Genomic DNA, 18,205 nt, shown 5'->3' with positions numbered 1-18,205 from the left:
CCTCTTCTCCCTTGGGGGGGGGGAAGGGCGTGAGACGCTCTTTGTGGGTCCCGGGTGGGGGGGGGGCGGGGGGGGGGGGGGGGGGTTCCCCCCCCCGACCCCGCGCCACGCGGCTATCCTGGCCACCGTCCCGGCATCCCGTTCCGAAGGTTCCCCCGTGCCCGCAGCCCCCGCCCCCGTGCCCCCGGCCGACCCGCGCCCCGTCCCCGGCGCGCTGCGCGTCGCCCTCCTCGGCTGCGGCGTGGTCGGGACGCAGGTGGCGCAGACGCTCGTCCGGCACGCCGACGAGCTCGCCGCCCGCGCCGGGACGCGCCTGGAGCTGGTGGGCATCGCCGTGCGCGACGCGAGCCGTCCACGCGACGGCGTCGGCACGGTCGTCCCGCGCGAGCTGCTCACCGAGGACGCGGAGTCGCTCGTGGACGGCGCGGACGTCGTCGTCGAGCTCATGGGCGGCATCGAGCCGGCCCGGGGGCTGATCCACCGCGCCATCGCCGGCGGTGCGAGCGTCGTGACGGCCAACAAGGCCCTCCTGGCGGCGCACGGCCCGGAGCTCTTCGAGGCCGCCGACGCCGCCGGCGTCGACCTCTCGTTCGAGGCGGCGGTCGCCGGCGCGATACCGATCGTCCGCCCGGTGCGCGAGTCGCTCGCGGGAGACCACGTGCGCCGCGTCCTCGGCATCGTCAACGGCACCACCAACTACGTCCTCGACCAGATGACGACGCACGGCCTCGATCTCGAGGAGGCCCTCAAGGAGGCGCAGAGCCTCGGGTACGCGGAGGCGGACCCGACGGCCGACGTCGGGGGGCACGACGCCGCCGCGAAGGCCGCGATCCTCGCGTCGCTGGCCTTCCACACCCGCGTCTCGCTGGCGCAGGTCGCGTGCGAGGGCATCACCGGCGTCACCGCCGCCGACGTCGCGGCCGCGCAGCAGACCGGTCACGTGGTGAAGCTGCTCGCGATCGCGGAGCAGACCGCGGAGGGCGTCTCGGTGCGCGTGCACCCGGCGCTCGTGCCGTCCGCGCACCCCCTCGCCGCCGTGCACGGCGCCTTCAACGCGGTGTTCGTCGAGGCCGACGACGCGGGCCCGCTCATGTTCTACGGCCAGGGCGCGGGCGGGCGGCCGACGTCCTCGGCGGTGCTCGGCGACCTGGTCTCCGCGGCGCGCGACCGGATCGTCGGCGGCCGCGGCCCGCGCGAGTCCGCCTACGCGTCGCTGCCGGTGCTGCCGCACGACGCCGCGGTCACGCGCTACCAGGTGCGCCTCGTCGTGGCGGACCGTCCGGGCGTCCTCGCGCAGGTCGCGCAGGTGCTGGCCGACCACGGGGTGTCGATCGACACCGTGCGGCAGGCCCCGGACGAGCCGTACGCCGTCGGCGTCGCCGAGGGCACCGCGGCGCTGCTGATCACCACGCACGCCGCCCGCGAGGCGTCGCTGGCCGCCACGGTCGCCGCCGTGCGCGGCCTCGACGCGGTGCACGAGATCACGTCCGTCCTGCGAGTCGAGGGAGCCTGACCATGCCTGCCCACCAGTGGCGCGGTGTCATCACCGAGTACGCCGACCGGCTGCCGGCCCACCTGCTCGAGCGCGTCGTGACGCTCGGGGAGGGCGGCACGCCGCTGGTGCCCGCCCCCGCGCTGTCGCAGCGCACCGGCGCGGACGTGTACGTCAAGGTCGAGGGCATGAACCCGACCGGGTCCTTCAAGGACCGGGGCATGACGGCGGCCATCTCCGCGGCGGCGGGTCGCGGCGCCAAGGCCGTGGTGTGCGCCTCGACGGGCAACACGTCCGCGTCGGCGGCCGCGTACGCCACCCGCGCCGGCATGACCTGCGTGGTCCTGGTGCCGGACGGCAAGATCGCGATGGGCAAGCTGAGCCAGGCGATCGCGCACGGCGCGCGACTGTTGCAGGTGGACGGCAACTTCGACGACTGCCTCGTGACGGCGCGCAAGCTCGCCGAGGTGTACCCGGTCGAGCTCGTGAACTCCGTCAACCCGGACCGCATCGAGGGGCAGAAGACCGCGGCGTTCGAGGTCGTCGACGCGCTCGGTGACGCCCCTGACATCCACTGCCTGCCGGTGGGCAACGCGGGGAACATCACCGCGTACTGGAGGGGCTACCGCGAGTACGCCGGCCTCGACGCCGGTGCCGCGGCGGGCGCGGTCGCCACGCGCACCCCGCAGATGTGGGGCTTCCAGGCCGCCGGCGCCGCGCCGATCGTCAAGGGCCACCCCGTGGACGAGCCGGAGACGATCGCCACCGCGATCCGCATCGGCAACCCGGCGTCGTGGGAGCAGGCCGAGGACGCGCGGGACACGTCGGGGGGTGTGATCGAGGCCGTCACCGACGAGGAGATCCTCGCCGCGCACCGCGTGCTCTCGGCCGAGGTGGGCGTCTTCGTGGAGCCGGCCTCCGCGGCGGGCGTCGCGGGCCTGCTCTCCCGCGCCGAGCGCGGGCTCGTCCCGGCCGGCGCGCGCGTCGTCGTGACCGTCACCGGCCACGGCCTCAAGGACCCGCAATGGGCGCTGCGCACGCCCGACGGCGGCGAGGTCGCGCCCACGCGGGTGAGCGCCGACGTCGTGTCCGTCGCCACCGCCCTCGGCCTCGACTGAGCCGACCCCCGCACGACACCCGCTTCGACCGGACCCCCGGGAGGGGAACGATGCAGCTCGGCGCCGACCACGTCCTCGTCCGCGTCCCGGCCACCAGCGCGAACCTCGGCCCGGGGTTCGACGCGATGGGGCTCGCCCTCGCCCTGCACGACGACCTGGAGGTCGAGCTCCTCGCCAGCGACGACGTCGTCATCGAGGTCGAGGGGGAGGGCGCCGGAGAGGTGCCCGACGGCGAGGACCACCTCGTCGTGCGCGCCCTGCGCCACACGCTCGACCTCGCGGGCGCGCCCCGCACCGGGCTCCGGCTGCGCTGCCTGAACCGGATCCCGCACGCGCGGGGGCTGGGCTCGTCGTCGGCGGCCGTGGTCTCGGGCATCGTCGCCGCGCGGGCCCTGCTGGCCGACCCGCACGTGCTCGACGCGGACGCGGTGCTGCGGATCGCGACCGAGTTCGAGGGGCACCCGGACAACGCGGCTCCCGCGATCCGCGGCGGGGCGACCCTCGCCTGGAGGTCGCCGGACGGACCGCGCGCCGTGGACCTCGACGTCGACGAGCGCATCGAGGCCACGGTGCTCGTGCCCGACCACCGCCTGGCCACGAGCCGCGCGCGCGGCGTGCTCCCGGCGGAGGTGCCGCACGGCGACGCCGCGTTCACGGCGGGCCGGGCGGGACTGCTGGTCGAGGCGCTGGCGCGGCGGCCGGAGCTGCTGCTCGACGCCACCGAGGACCGCCTGCACCAGGACTACCGGGCCGCAGTGATGGCCGGTTCGGCGGAGCTGCTGCGCGCGCTGCGGGCGGAGGGGCACGCGGCCACGATCTCGGGGGCGGGACCCACCGTCCTCGTGCTGACGTCGGGGGAGGGTACGGCCCGGCTCGACGGCGTGCTGGCCGAGCTCGTCGACGACGTGGCGGGCTGGCGCGTGCTGCGTCCGGGCGTCGACACCGGCGGCGCGGTCGCGCGGCGCGTGACCGGCGGAGGGGGCGCCGGGCCGCGCCGCGCGGGAGGCGGCGTGTCGGCCTCCGGACGGGCTCGAGGTGATATGATGCGGTGAGCCTTCGGGAACGACCGCGAGGGCACTCCCTCCCACCGCACGGCGCGTCCGCGTGCCCGGTCGGAGCCAGGTGCCTCGGTGGTTGCGATGCGGTGCACGACCCGCCGCGGCAGTCCCGTGAGAAGGCGAAACACAACCCCGCCAGCCGACGTCGTCGTACCACTGATGCGAGGTTCCACGCGTCCCGACGCCTCCCGCGCCAGGACGGCAGCCACCCCGGCCCGTGACATCTGAGGGCCGCATACGAGGGGGAAGGGTCCTTCGTGACGAACACCACCGACAGCCGGAACGGCTCCGCCGCATCCGGGAACCTGAGCTCGATGCGTCTCGCCGAGCTCCAGGCGCTGGCCTCCGGCATGGGCGTGAAGGGCACGTCCCGGATGCGCAAGAGCGACCTGCAGGACGCGATCCGGGCCGCGCGCGGCCAGGGCGCGCGCACCTCCGGTGCCCCGGTCGCCGCGGCGACCGCCGTGGCGCCCACGGTCCGCAGCGACGCCCCGGCCGAGCAGCCCGCGTCGTCCGACGCCCGCGCTCCCCGTGCCGAGGGCGCGGAGGCGCCGCGCCGTTCGCGCCGCGCCACCCGTTCGGCGGGCTCCGTCGAGGGCGAGGCCGCGTCGCAGCAGCGCGCGGCGGCCGACGCGGCGGCCCCCGCCGCGCAGCCCGCGCGCGGCACCGAGCAGCGCAACGAGCAGCGGGGCGAGCAGCGCTCCGACGCCGACCGCGAGGCGCGCCTGGCGCAGCTCGCCGAGGCCGTGGCGGCTCCGCGCGAGCGGGGCGGGCGTCGCGGCGGCGGCCAGAACAACGGCGGCCAGGGCGGCCAGAACAACGGTGGCCGCGACCAGGGCGACGGCGACGGCCAGCGCTCCGGTCAGGGTCGCTCGAACGAGGGCGGCTCCGGCCAGCAGGGTCAGCAGAACCAGCAGGGTCAGGGCGGCCAGCGGGACGACCGCCAGCGCCGCGCCGACCTCGACGACGAGCGCGGGTCGCGCCGTCGCCGCGGCCGGGACCGAGGCCGGGACCGCAAGCGCAGCCGTGGCGGCCGGGGCAACGGTCCGGACGTCGCGGGTCTCGAGGACGTCGAGGTGCGCGAGGACGACGTGCTGCTGCCCGTCGCCGGCGTGCTCGACATCCTCGACAACTACGCGTTCGTGCGGACCAGCGGCTACCTGCCGGGCGAGGGCGACGTCTACGTGTCGCTGAACCAGGTCAAGAAGGCCGGCCTGCGCCGCGGCGACGCGATCGTCGGCGCCATCCGCCAGCCCCGCGAGGGCGAGGAGCCGCCGGCGGGCAAGAACGTCCGCAGCAAGTTCAACGCCCTGGTGCGGCTCGACTCGGTCAACGGCATGTCGATCGACGAGGCCCGCCAGCGCCCCGAGTTCACCAAGCTGACGCCGCTGTACCCGCAGGAGCGGCTGCGCCTGGAGAACCCGGAGGCCACGCGCCTCACGCCCCGCGTGATCGACATCGTCGCCCCGATCGGCAAGGGCCAGCGCGGCCTCATCGTCGCGCCGCCCAAGGCCGGCAAGACGATCATCATGCAGCAGATCGCCAACGCGATCACCGCGAACAACCCCGAGGTCCACCTCATGGTGGTGCTCGTGGACGAGCGGCCCGAAGAGGTCACCGACATGGAGCGGACGGTCAAGGGCGAGGTCATCGCCTCGACGTTCGACCGCCCCGCGTCGGACCACACGATCGTCGCGGAGCTCGCCATCGAGCGGGCCAAGCGCCTGGTCGAGCTGGGCCAGGACGTCGTGGTGCTGCTCGACTCGCTCACCCGCCTGTCGCGCGCCTACAACCTGGCGGCGCCGGCGTCGGGCCGCATCCTCTCCGGTGGTGTGGACGCGGCGGCGCTCTACCCGCCGAAGAAGTTCTTCGGCGCGGCGCGCAACATCGAGAACGGCGGCTCGCTGACCATCCTCGCCTCGGCGCTCGTGGAGACGGGCTCCAAGATGGACGAGGTGATCTTCGAGGAGTTCAAGGGCACGGGCAACATGGAGCTGCGCCTGTCCCGCAACCTCGCCGACAAGCGGATCTTCCCGGCCGTGGACGTCAACGCGTCCGGCACGCGCCGCGAGGAGATCCTCATGGCGAAGGACGAGCTCGGCATCGTCTACAAGCTGCGCCGCGTGCTCGGCGCGCTGGACCAGCAGCAGGCCATCGAGCTGCTGCTCGGCCAGCTCAAGAAGACCAAGACCAACGTCGAGTTCCTGCTGCACGTGCAGAAGACGACGCCGGCCGGGCTCTCGGACGAGAACCCGGGCGAGACGATCTGACCCGCCTCGGAGTACCGAGCCCGCCGGGACCCGCACCGGGTCGCGGCGGGCTCGACCCGAGATTTCTTCAGGCCCTGCGCGGTCTGGCACAATAGTTCGTCGGCCATCCGGTTCACGGCCCGCGGTCCTGCGGGGCGACCCGGCGGCATCTCACCAAGGAGCATCATGAAGTCCGGTATCCACCCCGAGTACGTCGTCACCGAGGTGTCCTGCACCTGCGGCAACACGTTCACGACCCACAGCACCGCGACCTCCGGCAAGATCAACGTCGAGGTCTGCAGCGCCTGCCACCCGTTCTACACGGGCAAGCAGAAGATCCTCGACACCGGTGGCCGCGTCGCCCGCTTCCAGGCGCGCTACGGCAAGAAGAAGTAGCTGTCACGCAGCGCCGGTGGTCCGCCCGACAACCTCTCCAGGGGCAGTCGGACGACGGACCACCGGCGCTGCTGCATTTCCCACCGGTGGGTGAGGCAGCCGCCCCCACCTCGCAGAGATCGGGTGGCGCGGTCGAGCCGGGCCACCGGGAAGTCGGGGACGCGTCGTGAGCACGGAACCCTTCGCGGCCGCGCGGCCGCTGCTCGCCGAGCACGCCGAGATCGAGCGGGAGCTCGCCGACCCGGCCGTGCACGCCGACGCCGGCCGCGCCCGCTCCCTCGGGCGCCGGTACGCCGAGCTGAACCAGGTCGCCGCCGCGTACCGCGCGTGGGAGCAGGCGCACGACGACGCGGAGGCCGCCGCGGAGCTCGCCGCGGAGGACGAGGCGTTCGCCGCGGAGCTGCCGGGCCTGCGCGCCGCGGCCGACGAGGCCGCCGAGCGCCTGCGTCGCGTGCTCGTGCCCCGCGACCCCGACGACGCGCGCGACGTGATCCTCGAGATCAAGGCGGGGGAGGGCGGCGACGAGTCCGCGCTCTTCGCCGGCGACCTCCTGCGCATGTACCTCCGCTACGCCGAGCGGCGCGGCTGGACCACCCAGGTGCTCGACGCGACCGAGACGGAGCTCGGCGGGTACAAGGACGTGCAGGTCGCCGTCAAGGCGCGCAGCCTGACCGACCCGGCCGAGGGCGTCTGGGCCTCGCTCAAGTACGAGGGCGGCGTGCACCGCGTGCAGCGCGTGCCGGTCACGGAGTCGCAGGGCCGCATCCACACGTCGGCGGCCGGCGTCCTGGTGCTGCCCGAGGTCGACGACCCGGGCGAGGTCGAGGTCGACCCGAACGACCTGCGCATCGACGTCTACCGGTCGTCGGGGCCGGGCGGGCAGTCCGTGAACACGACGGACTCCGCCGTCCGCATCACCCACGTGCCGACGGGGATCGTGGTCTCGATGCAGAACGAGAAGTCGCAGCTGCAGAACAAGGAGCAGGCGATGCGGGTGCTGCGCGCCCGGCTGCTCGCCGCGCAGCAGGAGGCGGCCGCCGCGGCCGCCGCCGACGTGCGCCGCTCGCAGGTGCGCACCCTCGACCGCAGCGAGCGGATCCGCACCTACAACTTCCCCGAGAACCGCATCGCGGACCACCGCACCGGATACAAGGCGTACAACCTCGACCACGTGCTCGCGGGCGACCTCGACCCCGTGGTCCGCTCCGCGGTGGAGGCCGACGAGGCCGCGCGCCTGGCGGCGGCGGGCTCCGGTGACTGACGCCGGGCGCGCGGGCGCGGAGGGAGCGGGCGCGCCGACGCCTCCCGAGGCCGCGCCCGCGGCGGCGGGCCGTGCGGTGCGCTGGGCGACGGCGCGCCTCGCGGAGGCGGGCGTCCCGAGCCCCCGGGTGGACGCCGAGACGCTGCTCGCGCACGCCCTCGGCGTCGACCGTGCCGAGATGCGACGCCTCGCGGTGCTGGACCGCGACGTGCCGCCGGAGGTCGCGGAGCGGTTCTCCGCGGCCGTCGCCCGCCGGGCTGCCCGCGCGCCGCTGCAGCACCTCACGGGCGTCGCGCCGTTCCGCCATCTCGAGCTGGCGGTCGGCCCCGGCGTCTTCGTGCCCCGCCCGGAGACCGAGCAGGTGGCGCAGGTCGCGATCGACGAGGCGGCGCGGGTCGTCGCGCGCGACGGCGCGGCCGTCGTCGTCGACCTGTGCACCGGGTCGGGGGCCATCGCCCTGGCCGTCGCGACCGAGGTGCCCGGCGCCCGCGTGCACGCCGTGGAGCTCGACGTCGCGGCCCACGGCTGGGCGGCGCGCAACGTCGCGGCGGTGTCGCGGGACGCGGCCGGCGAGGTCAGCCGCGACGTCGTCCACCTGGTGCGCGGGGACGCGCGCACGGCGCTGCACGACCTGGACGGGACGGTCGACGTCGTCGTCTCGAACCCGCCCTACGTGCCGCCCGGCGCCGTCCCGCGCGACCCCGAGGTGGCCGAGCACGACCCGGCGGTGGCCCTGTACGGGCTGGGGGAGGACGGGCTCGAGGTGCCCCGCGGGGTGACCGCCGCCGCGGCCCGGCTGCTGCGGCCCGGCGGGCTTTACGTCATGGAGCACGCGGAGGTCCAGGACGCCGACGCGCGGGCGATGGTCGCGGCGCACGGCGGGTTCGGCCCCGCGGAGACCCGCGACGACCTCACCGGGCGGCCGCGGATGGTCGTGGCCCGACGCTCCGGCACCCGTGCCGACGGCGGTTCCGACGGCCCGGACGCGCGGCGGGCGGCCGGTCGAACCGTGACAGACTGGTCCCCGTGAGCAGCGTGCACGACGTCACCGACCCGAACACCTGGGGCCCTGCGATCGACGAGGCGGTGAACACGGTCTCTCGAGGCGGCCTCGTGGTGCTGCCGACCGACACCGTCTACGGCATCGGCGCCGACGCCTTCGACGCGGAGGCCGTCGCGGCCCTCCTCGCGGCCAAAGGCCGTGGCAGGCAGATGCCGCCCCCCGTGCTGGTTCCGGACGTGCGCACCCTCGACGGGCTGGCCACCGAGGTCCCCGACGACGCGCGCAAGCTCGTCGAGGCCTTCTGGCCCGGCGGGTTCACGATCATCCTGCGGGCGCAGCCGTCCCTGCAGTGGGACCTGGGGGAGACGCACGGCACCGTCGCGCTGCGCATGCCCGACCACCCCGCCGCGCTCGCGCTGCTGCGCCGCACCGGCCCCCTCGCGGTGTCCAGCGCCAACGCCTCCGGGAGCCCGGCCGCGCTCGACGTCGCGGACGCGCGCGCCCAGCTCGGCGACCCCGTGAGCACCTACCTCGACGGCGGTGACGCGCCCGGCGGCGTCGCCTCGACCATCGTCGACGCGACCGGCTCGCGGCTGCGTGTCGTGCGGCAGGGCGCCATCACGCTCGAGGCGCTCAACGAGGTCGCCCCCGTGCGCGGCGTCGACGAGCCCGACGAGGACGTCGCCGACGACGCGACGGACGAGAGCGCCGACGACGCGACGGACGACGTCGCGCCCGAGGCCGCCGACGCGAGCGCACCGGACGCCTCCGACGAGGCCGCCGTGCCGACCACCGAGGAGCCGGCCGCCCCGCCCGCGGAGGAGCCGGCCGGGTGAGGGCATATCTGCTCCTGATGCTCGTCTCGGCGGCGGTCACGTACCTGGCCACCCCGGGAGCGCGGTGGGTCGCGCGCCGGACGGGCGCGATCTCGGCGGTCCGCGACCGCGACGTGCACCTGAGACCGACGCCCCGCCTGGGCGGGCTGGCGATGCTGCTCGGCATCGTCGTCGCCGTCGTGCTGGCCTCGCAGATGCCGTTCCTGTCGGGGGTCTTCGCGACCGGGCCGCAGGCGTGGGGCATCGTGGGCGGCGCGACGATCGTGTGCCTGCTGGGCTGGGCCGACGACGTGTGGGACCTGGACTGGATGACCAAGCTCGCGGGGCAGGCCCTCGCGGCGGGCTTCATGGCGTGGCAGCAGGTGCAGCTCACGTCGCTGCCGACGCCGGACGGGCTGTTCATCACGTCGTCCCGGCTGTCCCTGTTCGCGACGATCCTCGTGGTCGTCGTGGCGATGAATGCGGTGAACTTCGTCGACGGGCTGGACGGCCTGGCCGCGGGCCTGATCGCCATCGGCGGCACCGCCTTCCTGCTCTACACGTACGGGCTCACGCAGCAGGCGACCCCGGAGAACTACGCGAACCTCGCGACCCTGATGCTGGCCGTCCTGGTGGGCGCGTGCCTCGGCTTCCTGCCGCACAACTTCTTCCCGTCGCACATCTTCATGGGCGACTCCGGCTCGATGGTGCTGGGCCTGGTGTTCGCCGGCGCGGCGATCACGATCACGGGCAACGTCGACGCGGTCTCGACCGGCGACGCGCTCTCGGGCGCGCAGCGGGTGCCGCTGTTCATCCCGCTGCTGCTGCCGGTGGCGGTCGTGCTGCTGCCGCTGCTGGACATGGGGATGGCGGTGGTGCGCCGCCTGGCCGCGGGCAAGTCCCCGTTCCACCCGGACCGCATGCACCTGCACCACCGCATGCTGGCGCTGGGGCACTCCCACCGCCGCGCGGTGCTGATCCTGTACGTGTGGGCCGCCGTGTTCTCGTTCGGCGCGGCCGCGCTGGTGATGTGGGACTGGCGGGCCGTGCTCGTCGGGCTCGGCGTCGCCGTGGTCGTCGCGCTGCTGCTCACCCTCGGCCCGCTGCGCACGCGGGGCCGCTTCCTCGACGACGACGTGGCCACCGGCAGCCACCCGGCCGTCGCGCCGCCCGCCGCGCACCCCGCGCCGGCCGCGTCCACCACGACCTCGCCGACCCCCGCGGCCCCGGCCGCGCCCACCCTGACGACGCACGAAGGACGCCCGTGATGACGACGCCCGACAGCTCCGGCCCGACGCCCGATCCCGCCCAGGACGGACCGGCGACGGACGCCGCCGCCGCGGGCGAGCACGCCACCGACGCCGAGCGGCGGGTGCTGCGGGCCGCGCTGCGGGACACGCTGCTGCTGGTCGGCGCCCTCGTGGTGCTGGGCGGCGGCGTCGGCCTGCTGGTCGCGGGGCTGCCCGGGCTGTGGGGCGCGCTGGTGGGCGCGGGGATCGCGGCGTTCTTCTGCGCGACGACGATCTGGTCGATGATGAAGACGGTCGGGTCGAGCCCGGCCCGCATGGCGGCGTTCGTCATGGGGGCGTGGGTGGCCAAGATCGTCGTCCTCATCGTGGTGCTCGCGCTGCTCAAGGGCGCGACGTTCTACGACCCGTGGGTGCTCATCGCGGTGCTCGCCGTGGGGGCGATCGGCTCGGCGCTGCTGGACTACCGCGCCGTGAACGCCGGGCGCGTGCCCTACGTGCAGCCGTGACCGCGCTCCCCTGACCAGGGTGCTTGCGTCAGGCGACGATCCGTCGCCGAGGGCAACATCGTGCGCTTCTTCACAAGCCGCGTGATCTTGCCGGAAAAACTGTTCTGGGGTGTCGGAGCACCTGTGAACATCCGGTAGGCTGTTCGCGAATCCATGACGGCCAGGTCCGATGGCGTGCCCTCCCAGGAGTGGAGCGCCCGGACCGTACGACCTCCGGGAGAACCCCCTGTCTACGCCAGCGATCCCCCTGCTGCTCGCCGCCGAAGGCGGCGGCTTCGAGCCGCCGACGATCGCGGACTTCTTCCCGCCGGCGATCTTCTTCGAGGGCACCCCCTTCGAGTTCAACCGGATCATGCTGGTCCGCGTCATCATGGCCACCGTCCTGCTGCTGGTGTTCTGCCTCGCGGCGCGTCGTGCCCGCCTGGTGCCCGGCCGGTTCCAGAACGGCGTCGAGATGGTCCTCGACTTCGTGCGCAACTCGATCGCGATCGAGGTGCTCGGCCAGGAGAACGGCCGCAAGTACTTCAAGCTGCTCGCGACGATCTTCTGCACCGTCCTGGTCATGAACATCGCGGCGGTCATCCCGTTCCTCAACATCGCGGGAACCTCGGTCATCGGTCTGCCGATCGTGCTGGCGGCGTGGACGTACGTCATGTACCTCGGCGCGGGCGTCAAGGCGCACGGCGTCGGCGGCTTCCTCAAGAACTCGCTGCTGCCGCCGGGTGTGCCGAAGGCGCTCTACCTGCTGCTGGTGCCGATCGAGGCGCTGCAGGTGTTCGTCCTGCGCCCCGCGACGCTCGTCATCCGACTCCTGGCCAACATGGTCGCCGGGCACCTCATGCTCGCGATCTGCTTCGCCGCCACGTCGTTCTTCCTCTTCGACTCCGCCGGCGCGATGAAGCTGTTCGGCGCGGGCACGTTCGTGGCCGGCTTCGCGTTCTTCTTCTTCGAGATCTTCGTGGCCGCCCTGCAGGCCTACGTCTTCGCGATCCTCACCGCCGTCTACCTCAACATGTCCGTCGAGGCGGAGCACTGACCGTCTCGCGGTTCCCGGCCTGAGCCGGACCCCAGCTCCACCACCTGCACTCAGAAAGAGACGCCGGGCCACCCGAGGCCCGGCGCCCAACGGAAGGAAACCCAGTGGACGTCACCACCCTCGCCGAGGTCAGCGGAAACATCGGCACCATCGGTTACGGCCTCGCGGCGGTCGGCCCGGGCATCGGCCTCGGCATCCTCATCGGCAAGACGATCGAGGGCATGGCCCGCCAGCCCGAGGTCTCCAGCCAGCTCCGTACCACGATGTTCATCGGTATCGCCTTCGTCGAGGTGCTCGCGCTCCTCGGCCTGGTGGCCGGCTTCATCGTCCCGGCGTGATGGCCTCCCCCCTGAGCACCTCGACCGCGGGCGTCGTCGCCGCGGAGGAGGGGAACCAGAACATCCTGCTGCCGCACACGCCGGACATCGTGTGGTCGCTGATCATCGTGATCATCGTCGGGATCGTGTTCTACAAGTACGTCCTGCCCAAGTTCCAGGCCGTGCTCGACGAGCGCACCGCGAAGATCGAGGGTGGCATCGCCAAGGCGGAGAAGGCGCAGGAGGAGGCCGCGGAGGCGCTGAAGGAGTACCACCAGCAGCTGGCCGAGGCCCGTGCGGACGCCGCGAAGACCCGCGAGGAGGCGCGTGCCGAGGGCACCGCCATCGTCGCGGAGCTGCGCACCAAGGCGCACGACGAGGCCGCGCGCATCGTCGAGACGGCGCACCGCCAGATCGAGGCCGAGCGCCAGACGGCGGCGGTCTCGCTGCGCACCGAGGTCGGGGAGCTGGCCACGGAGCTGGCGTCCAAGATCGTCGGCGAGTCGCTGCAGGACTCCGCGCGCCAGTCGCGTGTCGTCGACCGCTTCCTCGACGAGCTCGAGGCTGCGGGCGAGCCGGCGCCGGTCGGCAAGGAGGGCTGATGCGGGGCACCAGCGGAGCATCCCTCGGCGCGGCGCAGGAGCGGTTCGAGCCGGTCCTGCGGTCCGCGGGGGCCGACGCGCAGACGCTCGGCGAGCAGCTGTTCGTCGTCGTCGACGCCCTGGACTCCTCCGGGCCGCTGCGCCGGTCGCTCGCCGACCCGTCGCGCGAGGTCGAGGACCGTGCGGCCCTCGCCGGGCGCGTGCTGGCCGGCGGCTTCGACGAGCGCGTCGTGGAGCTCGTCACCGGGCTGGCGCGGTCGCGCTGGGCCGGCGACCGGGACCTCGTGGACGCCGTGGAGCGCCTCGGGCTCGACGCCCTGCTGGCGTCCGCCGAGGCGCGGGGCGCCCTCGAGACGGTCGAGGACGAGCTGTTCCGGCTGACCCGGGCCCTCGTCGGCCAGCGCGAGGCACGGCAGGTGCTCTCGGACGACTCGACCGACCCCGCGCGTCGCACGGCGTTCGTCGACACCCTGCTCTCGGGCAAGGTGGACGACGTCACGCAGGCGCTCGCCCGTCGGGCCACCACCACCCTCCGCGGCCGCCGCTTCGTGGCGACGCTGCTGTGGTACGGCGAGATCGCGGCCGAGCGTCGTCGTCGCCTCGTGGCCATGGTCACCAGCGGCGCCGTGCTCAGCCAGTCCCAGCAGGACCGGCTCGCCGGTCTGCTCGAGCGGGCCTACGGGCGTGCCGTGCAGCTCAACGTCACGGTCGACCCGACCGTGATCGGTGGCCTGCGCATCCAGGTCGGCGCGGACGTCGTCGACTCCACCGTGCTGTCCCGCCTGGCCGACGCCCGTCGCCGGCTGGCCGGCTAAACCTTCCCAGGCCCAGCGCCGGCCCCGGTCGGCTACGCAGAACGTGAGGCCGCGCGATATGCGGCCACGACAGGAGAGAGCAATGGCTGAGCTGACGATCCGGCCGGAGGAGATCCGCGCCGCTCTGGACAGCTTCGTGAAGTCGTACGAGCCCGAGGGCGCGGTCAGCGAGGAGGTCGGCCGCGTCACCGTCGCCGCCGACGGCATCGCCTACGTCGAGGGCCTCCCCGGCGCGATGGCGAACGAGCTGCTGCGCTTCGAGGACGGCACGCTCGGCCTCGCCCTGAACCTGGACGTCCGGGAGATCGGCGTCGTCGTCCTCGGCGAGTTCACGGGCATCGAGGAAGGGCAGGAGGTCCGCCGCACCGGCGAGGTCCTGTCCGTCCCCGTGGGCGAGGGCTACCTCGGCCGCGTCGTGGACCCGCTGGGCAACCCGATCGACGGTCTGGGCGAGATCGAGAGCGAGGGCCGCCGCGCCCTCGAGCTCCAGGCGCCCGGCGTCATGCAGCGCAAGTCGGTGCACGAGCCGCTGCAGACCGGCATGAAGGCGATCGACTCGATGATCCCGATCGGTCGCGGTCAGCGTCAGCTGATCATCGGCGACCGGCAGACCGGCAAGACCGCGATCGCGATCGACACGATCATCAACCAGAAGGCCAACTGGGAGTCGGGCGACCCGAGCAAGCAGGTCCGCTGCATCTACGTCGCCGTCGGCCAGAAGGGCTCGACGATCGCCTCCGTGCGCGGCGCTCTCGAGGAGGCCGGCGCGCTCGAGTACACGACGATCGTCGCGGCCCCCGCGTCCGACCCCGCGGGCTTCAAGTACATCGCCCCGTACACAGGCTCGGCCATCGGCCAGCACTGGATGTACCAGGGCAAGCACGTCCTGGTCATCTTCGACGACCTGTCGAAGCAGGCCGAGGCCTACCGTGCCGTGTCGCTGCTGCTGCGCCGCCCGCCGGGCCGCGAGGCGTACCCCGGTGACGTCTTCTACCTGCACTCCCGCCTGCTCGAGCGTTGCGCGAAGCTCTCGGACGAGCTGGGCGCGGGCTCGATGACCGGTCTGCCGATCATCGAGACGAAGGCGAACGACGTGTCGGCGTACATCCCGACCAACGTCATCTCCATCACCGACGGCCAGATCTTCCTGCAGTCGGACCTCTTCAACGCCGACCAGCGCCCGGCGGTCGACGTCGGCATCTCCGTCTCCCGAGTCGGTGGCGACGCGCAGATCAAGGCGATGAAGAAGGTCTCCGGCACGCTGAAGCTCGAGCTGGCGCAGTACCGCTCGCTCGAGGCCTTCGCGATGTTCGCGTCCGACCTCGACGCGGCGTCCCGCGGCCAGCTGGCCCGCGGCGCGGTGCTCATGGAGCTGCTCAAGCAGCCCCAGTACACGCCGTACCCGGTCGAGGACCAGGTCGCGTCCGTGTGGGCCGGCACCAAGGGCAAGCTCGACGACGTCCCCGTCGAGGACGTCAAGCGGTTCGAGTCCGAGATGCTCGACCACCTGCGTCGCCACACCTCGGTGCTCACCACGATCGCCGAGACCGGCAAGCTCGAGCAGGACACGGAGGACGCGCTCGCCGCGGCCGTCGAGGACGTCCGCAACGGCTTCCTCAAGGCTGACGGCACCCCGCTCGTGGGCGGCGACGCCGACGACGAGTCCGCCGACGTCGAGCAGGAGCAGCTCGTCGTGCAGAAGAAGGCCTGAGCATGGCCGGTGGATCCCAGCGCATCTACAAGCAGCGGATCAAGTCGACGCAGTCGCTGAAGAAGATGTTCCGCGCGCAGGAGCTGATCGCGGCCTCCCGCATCGGCAAGGCGCGGGCGCGCACCGCCGCGGCGGCGCCGTACGAGCGGGCGATCACCCGCGCGGTGTCGGGCGTGGCGACGCACACGTCGACCAAGCACCCGCTCACCAGCGAGCGGCACGACACGGACCGCGTCGCGGTCCTCGTGATCGCGTCCGACCGCGGCATGGCCGGCGCCTACTCGGCGTCGATCATCCGCGAGGCGGAGCGGCTCGTGGGGCAGCTGCAGGAGGCCGGCAAGACGGTCGACCTGTACGCCGCCGGTCGTCGTGCCGTGTCGTACTACCGCTACCGCGGGCGTCAGCTCGCGGGGCAGTGGTCGTACGGGTCGGACAGCCCGGACTCGGACGTCGCGGGCGAGATCGCCGACGGCCTGCTCGGGGCGTTCCTCGCCCCGGCGGACGAGGGCGGCGTCGGCGAGCTGCACGTCGTGTACACGCAGTTCGTCAACATGGTCACGCAGCGGCCCCGCGTGGTGCGGATGCTCCCGCTCGAGGTCGTCGAGGGCGTGGCCGCGCCCGGCGAGCACGACACGTTCCCGCTGTACGACTTCGAGCCGTCGCCGGAGAGCGTCCTCGACGCGCTCCTACCGCGCTACGTCCGCAGCCGCATCTTCAGCTTCATGCTCGACGCCGCGGCGTCCGAGCTGGCCGCGCGCCAGCGGGCGATGCACACGGCAACGGACAACGCCGAGGACCTGATCCGCACCTACACGCGCCTGGCGAACCAGGCCCGCCAGGCGGACATCACCCAGGAGATCAGCGAGATCGTCTCGGGTGCCGACGCCCTCGCGGCGTCATGACGCCGGCCACGGCTCCTGTTGAGCCGGCTCTGACGACCGCCCAGACATCCGCAACGTTCCTTTCGAAGCGAGGCAAGCAATGACCGCCACCACCGTGGAAGCCCCGGTCGAGCACCAGAGCGGACCCGGCGTGGGCCGGGTCGCGCGCGTGATCGGCCCCGTCGTCGACATCGAGTTCCCCGAGGACGCGATCCCCGACATCTACAACGCCCTCACGGTCGACATCGACCTGTCGAGCCAGGGCGAGGGCGAGAAGACCTTCACCCTCATGCTCGAGGTCGCCCAGCACCTGGGCGACGGCCTGGTCCGTGCGATCGCGCTGAAGCCGACGGACGGCCTCGTGCGCGGCGCCGTCGTCACCGACACCGGTGCGCCGATCAGCGTGCCCGTCGGCGACATCACCAAGGGCAAGGTCTTCAACGTGACCGGCGACGTCCTCAACCTCGCCGAGGGGGAGAAGTTCGAGGTCACCGAGCGCTGGCCGATCCACCGGAAGCCCCCGGCCTTCGACCAGCTCGAGTCGAAGACCGAGATGTTCGAGACCGGCATCAAGTCGATCGACCTCCTCACCCCGTACGTGCAGGGTGGGAAGATCGGCCTCTTCGGTGGTGCGGGCGTCGGCAAGACGGTCCTCATCCAGGAGATGATCCAGCGCGTCGCGCAGGACCACGGCGGCGTGTCCGTGTTCGCCGGCGTCGGCGAGCGCACCCGTGAGGGCAACGACCTCATCGCCGAGATGGAGGAGGCCGGCGTCTTCGACAAGACGGCCCTGGTCTTCGGCCAGATGGACGAGCCGCCGGGCACGCGTCTGCGCGTCGCCCTGTCGGCGCTCACGATGGCGGAGTACTTCCGCGACGTGCGCAAGCAGGACGTGCTGCTCTTCATCGACAACATCTTCCGGTTCACGCAGGCCGGCTCCGAGGTGTCGACGCTGCTGGGCCGCATGCCGTCCGCGGTGGGCTACCAGCCGAACCTCGCCGACGAGATGGGCCTCCTGCAGGAGCGCATCACCTCGACGCGCGGCCACTCGATCACCTCGCTGCAGGCGATCTACGTGCCGGCCGACGACTACACCGACCCGGCGCCGGCGACCACGTTCGCCCACCTGGACGCGACGACCGAGCTCTCCCGCGAGATCGCGTCGAAGGGTCTGTACCCGGCGATCGACCCGCTGACCTCGACGTCCCGCATCCTCGACCCGCGTTACGTGGGCCAGGAGCACTACGACGTGGCCACCCAGGTGAAGTCGATCCTGCAGCGCAACAAGGAGCTGCAGGACATCATCGCGATCCTCGGTGTGGACGAGCTCTCGGAGGAGGACAAGACGGTCGTCGCGCGTGCGCGCCGCATCCAGCAGTTCCTCTCCCAGAACACCTACATGGCGAAGAAGTTCACCGGCGTGGAGGGCTCCACCGTGCCGCTCGCCGAGACCATCGAGGCGTTCAAGAAGATCGCCGAGGGCGAGTTCGACCACATCGCCGAGCAGGCGTTCTACAACATCGGTGGCCTCGAGATGCTCGAGGAGAACTGGGCCCGGATCCAGAAGGAGTACGGGGCCTGACGGTCTCGTCCCGCCGCGGGGGGGCCGCAGGGAGGGGGGCCCCCCCCCAGGAGGAAGAAAAGCACCAAGAAACCCCTGCCGCCCGAGGAAGAAGAAAGAAGGGGGAGAAACGG

Annotated in this window: 17 protein-coding genes; all 17 read left to right on the top strand. The window is 73.2% G+C overall.

What is annotated here, in order from left to right:
- Positions 1–157 precede the first annotated feature (157 nt).
- The 17 genes from ACWF41_RS15805 (at position 158) to atpD (ending at position 18,092) form a co-directional block, all read left to right on the top strand.
- Positions 158–1,513 (top strand): homoserine dehydrogenase, encoded by a 1,356-nt coding sequence (locus tag ACWF41_RS15805; RefSeq protein WP_380325163.1) that lies wholly within the window; start codon positions 158–160, stop codon positions 1,511–1,513.
- A gap of 2 nt (positions 1,514–1,515) precedes the next feature.
- On the top strand, positions 1,516–2,610 hold the full coding sequence (gene thrC / locus ACWF41_RS15800; protein WP_380325160.1) for a threonine synthase: 1,095 nt from the start codon (positions 1,516–1,518) through the stop codon (positions 2,608–2,610).
- Between the two features lie 50 nt (positions 2,611–2,660).
- A complete protein-coding gene (gene thrB / locus ACWF41_RS15795) occupies positions 2,661–3,662 on the top strand; it encodes a homoserine kinase (protein WP_380325157.1) in 1,002 nt (333 codons plus the stop codon).
- 263 nt (positions 3,663–3,925) lie between these two features.
- Positions 3,926–5,938 (top strand): transcription termination factor Rho, encoded by a 2,013-nt coding sequence (rho, locus tag ACWF41_RS15790; protein ID WP_380325154.1) that lies wholly within the window; start codon positions 3,926–3,928, stop codon positions 5,936–5,938.
- Positions 5,939–6,103: 165 nt separating this feature from the next.
- Entirely contained in the window at positions 6,104–6,313 is a 210-nt protein-coding gene (gene rpmE / locus ACWF41_RS15785; protein WP_380325151.1) for a 50S ribosomal protein L31, read from the top strand.
- Between the two features lie 166 nt (positions 6,314–6,479).
- Complete coding sequence (gene prfA, locus ACWF41_RS15780; RefSeq protein ID WP_380324440.1) at positions 6,480–7,574, top strand: peptide chain release factor 1; 1,095 nt, start codon at positions 6,480–6,482, stop codon at positions 7,572–7,574.
- A gap of 76 nt (positions 7,575–7,650) precedes the next feature.
- Positions 7,651–8,604 carry a peptide chain release factor N(5)-glutamine methyltransferase gene (gene prmC / locus ACWF41_RS15775; RefSeq protein WP_380324468.1) on the top strand — a complete coding sequence of 318 codons (954 nt, stop codon included), beginning with the start codon at positions 7,651–7,653 and terminating at the stop codon, positions 8,602–8,604.
- Between the two features lie 5 nt (positions 8,605–8,609).
- On the top strand, positions 8,610–9,413 hold the full coding sequence (locus tag ACWF41_RS15770; RefSeq protein ID WP_380324471.1) for an L-threonylcarbamoyladenylate synthase: 804 nt from the start codon (positions 8,610–8,612) through the stop codon (positions 9,411–9,413).
- Positions 9,410–10,660: a glycosyltransferase family 4 protein gene (locus tag ACWF41_RS15765; protein WP_380324443.1), complete on the top strand. Its 1,251-nt coding sequence runs from the start codon at positions 9,410–9,412 to the stop codon at positions 10,658–10,660. The genes ACWF41_RS15770 and ACWF41_RS15765 overlap by 4 nt, the downstream gene beginning before the upstream one ends.
- Positions 10,660–11,148: a hypothetical protein gene (locus ACWF41_RS15760; RefSeq protein WP_380324446.1), complete on the top strand. Its 489-nt coding sequence runs from the start codon at positions 10,660–10,662 to the stop codon at positions 11,146–11,148. Before ACWF41_RS15765 ends, ACWF41_RS15760 begins: the two co-directional genes overlap by 1 nt.
- Positions 11,149–11,317: 169 nt before the next feature.
- Entirely contained in the window at positions 11,318–12,184 is an 867-nt protein-coding gene (gene atpB, locus ACWF41_RS15755; protein WP_380324450.1) for a F0F1 ATP synthase subunit A, read from the top strand.
- A 104-nt stretch (positions 12,185–12,288) separates the two neighbouring features.
- Complete coding sequence (locus ACWF41_RS15750) at positions 12,289–12,522, top strand: ATP synthase F0 subunit C (RefSeq protein ID WP_380324453.1); 234 nt, start codon at positions 12,289–12,291, stop codon at positions 12,520–12,522.
- On the top strand, positions 12,522–13,103 hold the full coding sequence (locus tag ACWF41_RS15745; RefSeq protein WP_380324474.1) for a F0F1 ATP synthase subunit B: 582 nt from the start codon (positions 12,522–12,524) through the stop codon (positions 13,101–13,103). Before ACWF41_RS15750 ends, ACWF41_RS15745 begins: the two co-directional genes overlap by 1 nt.
- Positions 13,103–13,918, top strand: coding sequence for a F0F1 ATP synthase subunit delta (locus ACWF41_RS15740; protein WP_380324456.1), 816 nt, complete (start codon positions 13,103–13,105; stop codon positions 13,916–13,918). Before ACWF41_RS15745 ends, ACWF41_RS15740 begins: the two co-directional genes overlap by 1 nt.
- Before the next feature lie 82 nt (positions 13,919–14,000).
- A complete protein-coding gene (atpA, locus tag ACWF41_RS15735; RefSeq protein ID WP_380324459.1) occupies positions 14,001–15,629 on the top strand; it encodes a F0F1 ATP synthase subunit alpha in 1,629 nt (542 codons plus the stop codon).
- A gap of 2 nt (positions 15,630–15,631) precedes the next feature.
- The gene (locus tag ACWF41_RS15730) at positions 15,632–16,531 is read left to right on the top strand and encodes a F0F1 ATP synthase subunit gamma (protein ID WP_380324462.1); all 900 of its coding nucleotides are present in this window, start codon (positions 15,632–15,634) and stop codon (positions 16,529–16,531) included.
- A 79-nt stretch (positions 16,532–16,610) separates the two neighbouring features.
- The gene (gene atpD / locus ACWF41_RS15725; protein ID WP_380324465.1) at positions 16,611–18,092 is read left to right on the top strand and encodes a F0F1 ATP synthase subunit beta; all 1,482 of its coding nucleotides are present in this window, start codon (positions 16,611–16,613) and stop codon (positions 18,090–18,092) included.
- Positions 18,093–18,205 lie beyond the last annotated feature (113 nt).

Source organism: Isoptericola sp. NPDC055063, from assembly GCF_053608125.1.
The sequence above is the reverse complement of the archived record's forward strand: the minus strand, read 5'-3'. Positions and strand labels throughout refer to the sequence as shown.